11 protein-coding genes are annotated in these 13,453 nt (G+C 35.9%); 1 reads left to right on the plus strand and 10 read right to left on the minus strand.

Annotated elements, in window-relative coordinates; all coding sequences use genetic code 11:
- Positions 1–71: 71 nt before the first annotated feature.
- From CQ058_RS08750 to CQ058_RS08785, 8 genes are all read right to left on the minus strand, one after another.
- On the minus strand, positions 72–497 hold the full coding sequence (locus CQ058_RS08750) for a divergent PAP2 family protein (RefSeq protein WP_000447809.1): 426 nt from the start codon (positions 495–497) through the stop codon (positions 72–74).
- 80 nt (positions 498–577) lie between these two features.
- Entirely contained in the window at positions 578–1,519 is a 942-nt protein-coding gene (gene rarD, locus CQ058_RS08755) for an EamA family transporter RarD (RefSeq protein ID WP_002014350.1), read from the minus strand.
- Between the two features lie 105 nt (positions 1,520–1,624).
- Entirely contained in the window at positions 1,625–1,873 is a 249-nt protein-coding gene (locus CQ058_RS08760; RefSeq protein WP_002190354.1) for a DUF1294 domain-containing protein, read from the minus strand.
- Positions 1,874–1,985: 112 nt separating this feature from the next.
- Positions 1,986–3,362: a branched-chain amino acid transporter BcaP gene (gene bcaP, locus CQ058_RS08765; protein WP_002190355.1), complete on the minus strand. Its 1,377-nt coding sequence runs from the start codon at positions 3,360–3,362 to the stop codon at positions 1,986–1,988.
- A 513-nt stretch (positions 3,363–3,875) separates the two neighbouring features.
- Positions 3,876–4,016, minus strand: coding sequence for a hypothetical protein (locus CQ058_RS08770; RefSeq protein ID WP_002128471.1), 141 nt, complete (start codon positions 4,014–4,016; stop codon positions 3,876–3,878).
- Between the two features lie 57 nt (positions 4,017–4,073).
- Positions 4,074–7,436, minus strand: a complete 3,363-nt coding sequence (locus tag CQ058_RS08775; protein WP_002087746.1) for a tubulin-like doman-containing protein — start codon at positions 7,434–7,436, stop codon at positions 4,074–4,076.
- Positions 7,437–7,519: 83 nt separating this feature from the next.
- On the minus strand, positions 7,520–9,616 hold the full coding sequence (locus CQ058_RS08780; protein WP_002190356.1) for a vWA domain-containing protein: 2,097 nt from the start codon (positions 9,614–9,616) through the stop codon (positions 7,520–7,522).
- A gap of 274 nt (positions 9,617–9,890) precedes the next feature.
- Positions 9,891–10,226, minus strand: a complete 336-nt coding sequence (locus CQ058_RS08785; protein ID WP_002190357.1) for a hypothetical protein — start codon at positions 10,224–10,226, stop codon at positions 9,891–9,893.
- A 137-nt stretch (positions 10,227–10,363) separates the two neighbouring features.
- Between CQ058_RS08785 and CQ058_RS08790 the strand changes: the two genes are divergently transcribed.
- Complete coding sequence (locus CQ058_RS08790; protein ID WP_002128474.1) at positions 10,364–10,750, plus strand: hypothetical protein; 387 nt, start codon at positions 10,364–10,366, stop codon at positions 10,748–10,750.
- Positions 10,751–10,788: 38 nt separating this feature from the next.
- Here the strand turns inward: CQ058_RS08790 and CQ058_RS08795 are convergent, their stop codons facing one another.
- Positions 10,789–11,508: a class I SAM-dependent methyltransferase gene (locus CQ058_RS08795; RefSeq protein WP_002190358.1), complete on the minus strand. Its 720-nt coding sequence runs from the start codon at positions 11,506–11,508 to the stop codon at positions 10,789–10,791.
- 111 nt (positions 11,509–11,619) lie between these two features.
- Positions 11,620–13,323: a peptide ABC transporter substrate-binding protein gene (locus tag CQ058_RS08800; protein ID WP_002192731.1), complete on the minus strand. Its 1,704-nt coding sequence runs from the start codon at positions 13,321–13,323 to the stop codon at positions 11,620–11,622.
- Between the last annotated feature and the right edge of the window lie 130 nt (positions 13,324–13,453).

The following is a 13,453-nucleotide window of genomic DNA, read 5'->3' on the forward strand; positions in this document are numbered from 1 at the left end:
CGATATTCGAAAACTCATCTAAATATGTATGAAAACAAAGAAAAGCAGAACGTGCATTACACACATTCTGCTTACAAACAATACCCAACCCCGACAACAATTCCTAATAGTGCACCAACAACAACTTGATACGGTGTATGTCCAACGAGCTCATTTAACTTTTTATATTCTGTTTGTCTACCATGAAAAAAATCATTCAATATTTTCGCTTGCTTACTTACCGCAAGCCTTACTCCTGAAGCATCGTACATAACAATAATGGCAAAAATAGCGGCAACCGCAAATATTGGACTCTCCACACCTTCCACCACTCCGACACCTGTAGCAAGTGCAGTAACAGTCGAAGCATGCGAACTTGGCATTCCACCTGAAGCAAAGAACTTAGCAAAATCAAACTCGCCTGTTTTTATTAATTTAAAAACGACTTTCGTTAACTGTGCTAAAAACCAAGAAATTATAGCTGCTATAAGTGGATCATTATGTAAAATTGTTTCCATGTTTTTCAGCTCCTCACTGACTATAATGGAATTTCTATATAATATAAGTATAAAGAAAAATGCGTAGAAAATACTACGCATTATGATACTTTTGCTGATTTATTTTTAATAAATTTTGGTTGCTTCTGTAGTAGAAACTTTGTTTTCGCCATTGAAAAGACAAATAAAGCAATCCATATACAGAAAAACGCAATCATATGAGTAGATGTGAAATGTTCACCAAAAACGAACACACCTAAAATTAAACTAATAGTCGGCGCGATGTATTGTAAAAATCCTATCATATAGAGCGGAATAAGTTGTGCTCCTTTAGCAAAATAAAAGAGTGGTAACGCTGTAACAATACCTGCCCCTATTAAAAGAAACGTTGATATTGCCGAAATAGAACCGAACGAACCAAAGCCATGAACTCCTGTCATAAACAAATATATAAGTGCAAATGGCGTCACTAACATCGTTTCCATCGTAAGCCCAATTGTTGCATCATAATTTAATAATTTTTTTGTTAATCCATATAATCCAAATGAAAAAGCAAGTGAAAGAGAAACCCATGGAATTGATCCGAAACGTATCGTTAAAATAACAACGCCCAATCCAGCTAAACCAACCGCAACATATTGCCAAAAATTAAGCTTCTCTTTTAAAACAACTGTACCAAGTAAAATACTTATAAGTGGATTAATATAATACCCAAGACTTGCTTCGATTACATGGTTATGATTTACGGCCCATATGTATACAAACCAGTTTCCACTAATAAGTACCGAAGCAATTGTTAATGACATTAATAATTTAGGTCGTTTAAAAAGGGCCACTAACTCCCCACCAAACTGACGAAACCTCTTCGTTACTCCTAAAACTAACAACATAAAAACAAATGCCCAAACGATGCGATGCGCTAATATTTCATCTGCCGGTACTTCCTCCACCCATTTCCAATAAATCGGAAGGACTCCCCACATCGTATACGCACCTGCTGCATATATAATCCCCTGCTTTTGCTCTGCTGTTTGACTCCCCATCTTCCTTTTTCTCCTCTTCTCTTTTTTTCTTCATTATAAAGTCTCACATGCTTACTTTACCAATATTCAATCTGCATTTCTTTCGACATTCCTCTTGCAAATCCTTTATATGTATAAAAACACTCCTACTGTTATAATAATGAGCACTGGAATACCGAAGACAAATTTACTTTTATGTGTCTTATGATGAAACATATACATACCAATCCAAGCTCCAACCGCTCCTCCAGCTGCAGCTGATAAAAACAACGTACTTTCTGGCGTTCTCCACTGCTTTTTCTTTGCTTTTCGCTTATCAAGCCCCATCATACTAAATGCTATAACGTTGATAATAATAAAATAAATCCATTTCATCTCTTTCTCTCCCTTAAAAAATCCGCTTTATGTTAACACGAAAATAAGGTGCGCACAAATAAAAATGGCTATAGGTAAAAAAACTTTAGCCTACAGCCATAATTGTAATACCTTATACTCTATTTCTAATCTTACTATGTTTTTTCGCGTATATAAAATAAATAAAAATACCTACAATAACCCAAACTGCAAAACTGATTAAAGTGGTTTTAGAAAGATTTAATGCTAAATATAAACAACTTACTATCGCAAGTATAGGTAAGAATGGAACTAACGGAGCACGGAACGGTCTTTTCAAATTAGGATGTGTCTTCCTTAATACAATTACAGCTATAGATACAAATATGAAAGCTGTTATCGTTCCCACATTCACTAAATTTGCCAACAAATTCAAGTCCAATAAACCTGCTAATACAGCCGCAAGAATACCCGTAATCCATGTATTAAAAAATGGTGTTTGATAACGTTTATGAACACTCGAAAATCTTTTTGGTAACAATCCATCTCGGCTCATCGAGTATGATACTCGAACAAATGCGAACATAGCAACTAACAGAACTGTTGTTAAACCAGCTATCGCTCCAACTGATAATAGACCAGCAATTCTATCCTCTCCTACAATACGCAGTGCATATGCAACTGGATCAGCTACATTCAGATCCGTAAATGGAACCATTCCAGTTAACACGAATGAAACACCAACATAAAGAATTGTACAAATGCATAAAGAGACAAGTAATCCAATTGGAACGTTACGTTGTGGGCGTTTCACTTCCTCTGCTGCTGTTGCAACTGCATCGAAACCTAAAAAGGCAAAAAATACAGTAGCAGCTCCTCCAATAACACCATGGTATCCAAAAGGAAGAAACGGCTGCCAATTCTCTGGCTTTACATAGTTTGCTCCTACAATAATAAATACTAAAATAACAGCCAGTTTAATAATAACCATTATATTATTTATACGTGCACTTTCTTTCACACCACGACTTAGTAAAAATGTAACAATTAAAATAATAATAACCGCTGGCAAGTCGATAATCCCGCCATTCCCCATCCCTGGTGCAGAAGCAATGATTGCCGGAATATGAATATTAAACCCTAGTAGCAATGACTGAAAATAGGCTGACCATCCCGCCGCCACCGCAGAAGTAGCTAATAAGTACTCTAACATGACACACCAGCCAACTATAAAAGCAAAAATCTCACCTAATGTCATATACGTATACGAATACACACTTCCTGAGACCGGGACTGTAGATGCAAATTCAGCATAACAAAAGGCTACACAAGCACATACAATTGCAGCTAACATAAAAGATAATACAATTGCTGGACCAGCATGTTTCGCAGCTACAATACCTGTTAATACGAAAATACCTGTACCAATAATTGCTCCAATTCCTAAAAGCGTTAAATCAATTGCTCCTAAAGTTTGCTTTAACACTTTTTTCTTTTCTTCATTCATTGCTTTCTTTATAAATAAACTCATTCGTAGAAACCTCTTTTTCAAAATTATCCCTTACTCATTACAATCTTTATTACTGTTGCTATTACACATTAATAATATTCATGCTTTACTTTCACTCCCTATATAGACTCCACAAATTACATAATTTAAAATCAGAAAAATCAATCTTCTAAAAACAAGCTTGTTAACAGGCTTGTTTTTAGAAGATTGATTGAATTTATCACAGGATTAATTATATTGTCAACAATATAATTAATTCACCCGAATTGAATAATTATAAATAAAATAGCATTCCAAAATATACGATACCACTCACGAACACTGCTGATTCCCATTTTAATACAATTTTCATTATTCCAAAATTCATTTTTATACATTTAACTCAATGTAATCCCCGTATGCAAACATGATAAAATCAGTCGATTTGTTATACAAAAATAACTATCCATCTTATTAGAGCAATTAACTTTCCTGCAAATTACAAACAGTATTTTCACTTAAGACAATAAAAAAGCGCAGATGTTCATCTGCGCTTTATTCTTCCGCTTCAATTTCTGTACTATTATTATCGATATGTTCCTTTTGAGCTTCTTCTTGCAGCTCTGCTGAAATCATTCCATAATAAATTTCTGGATATAATCCAAATATTTGATATACACTTCCTAAAAATGGCATCGGAATCCCTCATTTCTAAAGTTGTATTGTCATTCTTAAGGATTCCCTTTTCACTCATTATACATTCGTTTTTGGCACTTCTTCTTCATCGGGAACATGTAATATATTTTGCCATTTTTTATAAGGCGCACTATTTGGATCCACATACCCTTTCGCATACGAACGATCCCACAATTGTTTCATAAACATCTCTTTCTCTTTCTTCGCAACCATATCTGCACCTGTTCCGTAATAGTTTTGGAAATACAGCTCAATTTCATCAAGGAATAGCCTTAACAAATCGTCAGATGTTTCTTCTAACGTCGGGTCATATTTTGCCTCACGGTCATACATTAAAATCATATCTAAAATATTATGAACATGCTCTTTACGGAGCCATCTTATATCTTGAGCGCCTAATACAAATGCATGTGTATATAAATGTCCACCTTGTATCATTGCCTTTTCTTGTTCTTCTTCAAATCGTGACAAGATGTTTTCATAAATAAAAGGATTATGAAGCAATGCTCTGTGCAACTTATAACTTTCACTTGAAATATTTTTCCCCATCGACTGAATTAAAAAGCTACGGCCAACACCATTATATTGATACACGAATTGTCCATCAACAGCAACTAAGCTAATCCAGCGATACATATACGCGTATAGAAGAGCACGATTACATTTGTCGTAATCTAACTTCGTTTGCGTTGCATTCAAGTCTGGCATAAAGGCTGGTAAGTGCCAATATTTATCTAAATGCGGCGTCAAACTAGATTTTTTACTATTTAATTTGTTCACGCGGCGATAATACGATTGAAAATAATCACCTTTATCGTTCATAAAACCATTCGCAATATGTCCAGATGAAAGCTTAGGAAAATCTTGTAGCGATAATCCGTAATGAGCACGATAACAAATCACTTCAAATGGTGAAAACGCCTCGTTTACCGTATCTTTTTCTTTAAACATTTCTTGCAATAACTCTTCTTGCAATTCTTGTTTTAAAGATGGATGTACGCCCCAATATTGTAATTCTCTATGATGAGAAACTTTCGGAACGAACGGACTTGCTAAATGGAAAAGATCTTCAATTTTTTCACGAACGTATTCATCACGATCACGCTTCTTGAAATCTGCTTCTTTTCGCAATGCTTCAACGATATTAAGCTCTAATTTGTCACGATAGCGCACTTGAAGTTCGTCATAACAATAACTCAATATATGTTCACGATAGAAGTCTTCCACCTTTTTCGACTGAATTTCTTCGGCTTTCGCATCACGACAATATTCCCCGTACAAGCTCATATAAATTTCGGACGATATATCTTTCGGTAATACACCTAAATTTAAATGTTGCTGCATATCTTGCCAAATCTTTTCTTGCAATTTCTCTTCAGCTAATACGTATACATTCGTCGGGTTCGTTTTCCCCTCAAATTCCTTGCTTCGCTTTTGGATTTCAAACAATAAATTTTCACGTGTTTCGTATAAATTATCAAAGAATCTTTCCCAATATTGAATCATTTTATCAACTGCTTGGTATAGCGATTGATACACGAGTTCTAACAACATTTCTTTACGATACTCACTTAATTTGTGTACGTACTGCGTTACAATATCTTCAAATTCTTTTTTAAACAAACGCTGCTGATTATTAATCATTTTTCCAAACCAGCCTTGTTGCTGCGCAATTTCAACGCGGCGAACAGCCGTTACAGTTCCATCAATATTACTCACATTAAATTTCTTATCGTAGTTTTGAATTAAATTACGCTTTTGTTCATTATTTTCATGTAGTCGATTCATCTTCTCTACTAACTGCTTACGAATTTCATACAGCATAAAACGTGCTGCAACTGGATGAACTGGATCCGTTTTCTTTAAAAACCATGTATTTAATTGGTAAGACTGTCCTTCTGAGCCACTCGGTGTAAAGCGGTCTGATTCGATCATGTCATATAAAAGGGTAGTAACATGCTCATGTACACGGCTCGGAATGGCATAAGCATATAAACGAACCGCATGATCAACTCTCGCTACTTCCCCCTTCATTTGTTCCATCATTTTAAGCTTCGCAGCCGATATTTTGCACTCATGCTGCAGGCGGTTTAATTCCTCATCTTTTTGCACTGTACGGTGTACGTAACTCTCTACAGCATCTAAAAACAATTTTGATTTTGCAACACCGAGCTTACCACCCTCTGCCCCCTCACGTGTTTCATGGTACATTTGTCTATAAAAAATATGAGCTTGTTCTGGCCGAGTAGCAAGATGCTCTAAGTCTTCTAAATAACTTTTCCCGCGCTCTGGCTTTTCACGCTGCATACCACGTTTGACATCTTGGTCGTATCTTTGCTTTTTTTCTTGAAACAGTTGATCTAAATGAAGCCAAGATTCATCTAAACCTTGCACCGCCCATTTTAAAGCACAGTATTTCAAAACGTGCTCATACGGATAAATAAGTTTTGCCGTTCCTGCTCCGCAATATCTCCCTTTCCCACTCGATTCTGCCAATTGCTGAATTTGATTATCTTCTTGTGCAAAATGATTTGCAGACATTGGACTAAATAACTGTAAATAAATCGTATTTGCCATTTGCTCCATATAATCCGATAAATTGTGCAAATGGTGCCCATGTAAATTTTCATAATCATATAAGAAACAATAATTGTACGGTAAATGATGCTGCTTTATCGTATGGTTTGTTCTTCCGTCCTCATCCACTTGATCAGGACGATATTCTAATTCAATCGTTACGCCGCCTCGTTTTGATAATTCACCAGTCGATCCAAGCGTAATAGCGTGCAACTCTTTTAACGATGCATAACCATTCGCTTGCACAGTTTCAAACTCTTTCGCACTAACCGTTCTCGTCTTAACTAAAACATCCGGCATTAAAAACGCACCGCGAATTAAAATGTTATGATGCTGCAATTTCTTCCGGAGCATCTCACGCAAATATAATGCGATTTGTAAAAACATCCCTGAGCCTGTTCCGCCGGCTAGTGATGTTACAATAATGACACGTACACCATATTCGGTCTGATCACTTGTAACTGGAAAAATCTTCTCGATTTCTTGCCAAAACGATGTGAGTTTATCTTCTTTCATCGCAGCACGTAACGCTAACCGTGAAATGACGCGTAACTGTCCAGCCCCTTCTGTTAACGGTTTATCAAGTATAGTCGGGTCCATCGGAAACCACTCTGGAATCGTTGGATCTCCCGCAATATACTCTCTCGGTGTTTTACTCGAGCTCGTTTGCGTCTTAAACTTCCGAATATGATCAAATTTACTCAATGTATTCACATCTGTATCAAATACATGCATCGCTACCTTTTTACGACGCTCCTCAGGTAATCTTTCATATATTTGATGTGTGACAGTACTACCGATTCCACCTAAGCCAATTAAAATTGTTGGAACTTGTAATGTCATGTGAACCACCTTCCTATTCTTGCTTGTTTGAAAAGAAGAATAAAGAGAGCCGGGCCTCCTCCGCCCCTCTTACACCCTATCTACTATTCACATTCGTACCGGTAAATCTCCTTACCATATCCTCTATCAATTACTAAAAGTTCATTTGGATACAACGTCTTATGCTCCATTCCTACCTCTTCCTCTGTTATAAACATCCCATCAATAATCATCCCAACCACTTGCGATTCTTTCGCTACAAATATAGATTTCGATCCTTTTTTCGCTATTAATGTTACAGATTGCACAGTCTTTCTTTCTGCTCGGAATGGAATGCCAAAATAGTGCTTCCACCATTTATTTTTAAGTAACTCTGGTTCAGATTGATAAAGCCAATCTTTCGCTACTTCTTGATCCCATTCGTAATATAGTAATGCTTTCCTATGAAATCTAGGACGAACAACCCATCCTAAAATAATAATTCCTACTATTAAAAGTAATAAAGTGATAGGAATTACAAATTTAAAAATGAGCGCATACTTCTCAAAAAACGGCGCATTTTCAATGTGCAGTACGATCTTTTCCTTTACTTCTTGTAATGTTGAATCATTGATCGTGATGGTAGCCTCTACGGTGCCGGTATCTGTAAAATTGAATGTGTCGGAGTAATAAGGTCGAGGATAAACATAAACTTGACTACCATGCTGTTTTAATTCATAGTTGATCGATTGATTCGATGTGACACCAGTAGATTTTAATAGTTTCTTTACAGCCTCTTCTGTCATCGGTTTACCATTTAACTGGGGCTGTAAAATAAATGGTTTACTATTTTCTAAATTTGTTACCTTTTCTTCATAATCTTTCGTAACAGCTTGAAGTGTTAATTTTGGTTTTTCAGCTGGTTCAATTTTGAATTCTTTCGTCTGTCTATAAAATCCCTTTATATTCATATGGACTTTCCCGCGTACTAACGCTTTACCAACCTGTGTCTCGTAATAAAACACATGTCTTTTATCATCCCACTTCATCGGATACTGCTTTCCATCTATTTCTACTTCTGCTTCGAAATAAGAAGTTTGAATTGGTAATTCAGTAGGTTTCGCTTCAATAACAGCTGTCACACCTTCATACATTTTCTCAACATTTTTTCTATCTTTATCATCTTTGTCGTACGTAGAAACAGTATAATTAAGCGCTGGTTCAACAAGTACTTGTAATCCCTCTTTCTCAATGTCCTGATCCACTTCTATCGTATATGTCCCTGGCTTAATCACTTCCTGGTTCGCTGTACTTACATGCACTATATTTCCGAATAATTTAGCTTCTCCTGGTGCATGTATAGAAAAAGAAGACTGCAATTGTAACGGTTTGGAAAGTTGCATAACTTTATAATTAGACAAAGAAGGTGATTGTCGTACAAGCGTCATACGCTTTAATGGAAACGGTGTTGTAATCTCTACTTTTTTCCCTACTATTTTCGTTTTGACAATCGACTCAACAGAAGAAAATGGATCACGATTTGCAACTAATGCTGCCACTTGATTCACACTTTGTACAATACCATCCTCACCGCTAGACGGCATGACAACTCCATTCATTTCTTTTTTCCAAATCTCTTTAAACGTATTTAACTGCAGCTTCTCTTGCTGCCCTAAATCCTCTTCCATCGTGATTAAGACTGGATGTAAAGAGATCTTTTTCGAATCCATTTCTTTCTTAAACTGCGCTAACTTCTGTGTAATTTGTTCTTTTCCGCCAATCTTATCTTTCTCCAAATCATTAAATGCCCCGTCAGTTAATACAATAAGCCAAAATTCACGTTTCCCATCTATATCTGCTTCCTTTTTTATAGATTGCATCGCCGTTTCTACTGCGCTAAATGGAGTATTTAAATATGTTTTCCACGCCCCAATCCCCTCAATTTCTGTTTGCCTTTGATCCTTTGTTAATGAAATGTTTAATGGAGCATCCGGCTTACTCATTGGAACGTAAGAAAACTTATTTTTCTCATCTAATAGCGCAACTAAACTTTGCAAGGCGTAATTGGCATACTTCCAGCGATCGTTATTTCTCATGCTGCCCGAATCATCATATACAAGTGAAACGACCCTTTCCTTTGCCTCCTCTCCTTTTGCAAAAACTGAAAAAGGTAAACATATAAATAGAAACAGCATGAACGTGGCACAAATTCGAATTTTCATGATGAGGCTTCGCCACCTTTGTAGACAAATTCCTATGTTTAAATTTATGAGAGGAAACAAGATATATGACTTGTATTTTAGGACAACAGTTCACAGCAATTACATTATGTAAACAAAAATGAACTACTCCCATATTTTATTTCGAATTTTTTCCTTATTATATATCTGAAATAACACATAGATTTCATACTTTTCCAGCTATAAATTCCACCATTAAAGTTTGATTTTCTTTTCAATACAAGAAATAAAGAGCACGCTATAATTAGCGCACTCTTTACTTCTTCACATATACTTCAACAATCGGATTTTCCTTTTGATCTGCATGTAAACGTATATTCTCTTCACCCGTATTATAAATGCTAGCTACCAGCATAACTGTTAACAAATTAGGGATTTTCCCGTCACTTCCATATTTTCGTTCAAGAGCTTCTGTATACTCGAAATCCAAATCACCCTGCACATATGTATACACTTCAAAACCATCTTTCAAATTACATACGACCGTATCAATAATATCCGCCCCTACTTGTTTCTTCATTTCACCTCGCAGTGCTTCTATTAATTCCTCCCAAGGAATTTCGTACGTCTGAAATTGGTCTGTAGATTTCATTTCTCTTCCTCCTCGTTATGTATCCTGTTCGTATATTTCCCCTTTCGTATAACAATTATGATAGATAGGTCATTCGTACAAGCCGCACTTGTCCTGCTTACATATCGTATTACGGTAATACGGAAGGAGGAAAGAACATGCATAGAAAAAGATGTTATGATACATGCCAACGTTATTTCGGTAAAGTTGTTCGAATTGAAGATCGGGATGGTCGCATTCACTTAGGCAAAATAATAGATGTAACAAACGATTCTGTTTGGATTGAACCAATGCAACAGCGCTCATCTTTTGATACAGGATTCGGGTACTATAACGCATATTCAAACGGCGGATGTGATATTTGCGGTGGTATTAGCAGATGTGATAACTGTGGATTTGGATGCGGTGGTGGATTCGATGGTGGATTTAGTGGCTGTGGATGCGGCGGTCGTGGTTGCGGTGGTTGTGGCGGCGGTGGCTGGGGCCTTGAACTCGGATTTGGCTTTATTTTTGGAATTACTTTGGCTGCATTATTTTTCATCTAACATAGTAAAGAGTTGACTATCTTTAGCCAACTCTTTTTCTATTTTTCACATATAAAAATCCGATGCCCTAAAATATGTTGATACATAAGCAGTACTTGTTCGTGTTGCACCCACGCCTCATACAATTCTTCCGGAATAAACGGTGATACATTCCACTCTGGCTCTTCCACATGTCCTGCAACTGTTTCTGCAATAGTTCCGCCACCCGCAATTGTAATTCTTTTAAAATTTGCTGCTTGAAATAAATGAATCCACTCATTCTCAGTTAATAATTCTTTCATACCGTATAACTGTCCAATCTTTTCCTCCTCTTTCTTCTCAATATGTTTTTCGGTAATCATTTCAATGACAACAAGTCTCCCATCCTTTTGTAATACACGATAACATTCCGAAATAACCTTTTCTTTATTTGTAAAAGCGAGTATAGATTCTCCAAGTACAAGCTCAAAAGAATCATTTAAACACGGTAACCTTTCTACATCTCCTTGAATCAATTGTATATTTAAACCATCAAACAACCATCTATCTTTCGCTTTTTGAATCATAATTTCATTCTTTTCAACCGCTGTCACTTTATAACCCAATTCTTTTGTCATATACGCCGCTGTTTTCCCCGTGCCGCAACCTATCTCAAGAACATTTTCTCCGTGTCTAAGCGGCAATTGAGATAGTAATTGCTTCGTTAACGTAAAACCACCAGGATGAGCACTCCCTATTCCGTAATAAGCTAAAAAATCAATGTACGAATTTCTTTTCATGGGATTCTCCTTCATTTTTCTATAATACTTATATTCATTCATAAAAAAGTGGTGCAAAAAAAAACATTTCCAAAGTGCTTTACTACACCTTAGAAATGCTTTTATTTGTTATTATTTCTCTTCTACATACGCCCATTTGAAACTATATTCCGGACTAATATTATGTTTCACAATTCCCTTTACATTTGGTTGCATAACATATGATCTAGCATTTTGATATAAAGGTACAAGTGCTACATCATCTTCAAGTAACACTTTTTCTGCCTTCCCTAACTCTTCCCAACGTTTCTTTGCATCAGACATTAATTCTGTTTTACTCTTTTTAATACTCTCATCATATTTTGAATTTGAGTAACTCATTTGATTCTGAGAATTCGTTGTTTCAAACATATCTAAGTATGTCATCGGATCTGCATAATCTGGGCTCCAACCACCATATGCGATATCATATTCTTGCTCTGATTCTAATTTTAATTTTTGCTTAAACGGCTGAAGTTTAATATTTACTGTTACACCTTTTAAGTTTTTCTCAATCTGATCCTTTACATACTCTCCAACTTTTTTCGCATTACCAGTATCGTAGTTTAAGAATTCAATTGTCACCTGATCTTTTCCAAGTTCTTTTTTCGCTTCGTCCCATGCAGCCGCAGCCTTTTTAGTATCTTGTTTCAAACCATTTTTAAATGTTTCTTGGAAATCTTTACCGTCAGGTCCAGCTGCTAAACCCTTCGGAACTAAATAATCGGCTCCTTTTGAACCATCATTTAAGATGACATTTGCTAAATTCTTTTTATCTATCGATAATGCAATTGCTTCACGTAATTTCTTGCTTTTTAGTGGTGTATCTTGACCAGCACGCTTTTGATTTAAACGTAAATAGAATGTACTTGGTTCTGAATATGTTCCAAACTCATCTTTTTTATTTCTATACTTATCAACGAATTCTCCTGATAAAAGCGCGAAATCAATTGCACCTGTATCATATAAATTTACCCTTGTAGCTACTTCTTTTACTACACTGTAATTAATTTCATCTAGTTTTACAGTCTTTTTATCCCAATATTGGTCATTTTTCTTCAATTTCCAGCCTTGCTCATGTTTCCAATCAGTAAGTACAAACGGTCCATTATAGACTGTCGTATCAGATTCTAAACCGAACTTCTCTCCTTTTTCTTTTACGAACTTCTCATTTAATGGATAGTATGATGGGAATGCCACTAAGTTTAAGAAGTATGGTACCGCTTGCTCTAATTCTACTTCAAGCGTATAATCATCGGTTGCTTTTACTCCTAATTCAGTTACAGGTTTTTCTCCTTTATTAATCGCTTCTGCATTTTTAATATAGTAAGTAATAAATGCATACTCAGCAGCTGTTTTTGGATCTAATAGACGTTGCCATGCAAATACGAAATCTTTTGCAGTTACTGGATCACCATTTGACCATTTTGCATCTTTACGTAGCTTGAATGTATATTTTTTACCATCCTCGCTTTTTGTGCTAGATTCTGCTGCAGCTGGGATTGGCTTATTATCTTTATCAAGACGATATAATCCTTCCATCGTGTTTCCTAAAATTTGTGAACCAAGTGTATCCGTACTTTTCGAAGTATCCATCGTCGGAATTTCATTCGTTTCTGTTCGATTTAATACTTGTTTTGCTGCATATTTAATATCGGATTTTTTCTCTTCCCCACCATTAGACGTTGTAGTTGTTTTCTTCTCTCCACCTGATCCCGAGCAAGCTGTTAATGCCATACTCATTGCTAGAACTGGTGCTACAACCGCTGTTAATTTTGTCATCTTTTTTCTCTTCATTTCTTTGTACCCTCCCCAATTATATGTACGATATTAACAGTTAGAGATTCTCTATTAACTTTCGTTATCAGAAAATTCTTATTAATTAATATTCTACTATTTTTTCCGGTTTTGTAAAGTATTTTTGTAA

Origin of the sequence: Bacillus sp. MYb56, from assembly GCF_002976445.1 — a bacterium.
In the GTDB taxonomy this organism is placed as follows: Bacteria; Bacillota; Bacilli; order Bacillales; family Bacillaceae_G; genus Bacillus_A; species Bacillus_A mycoides.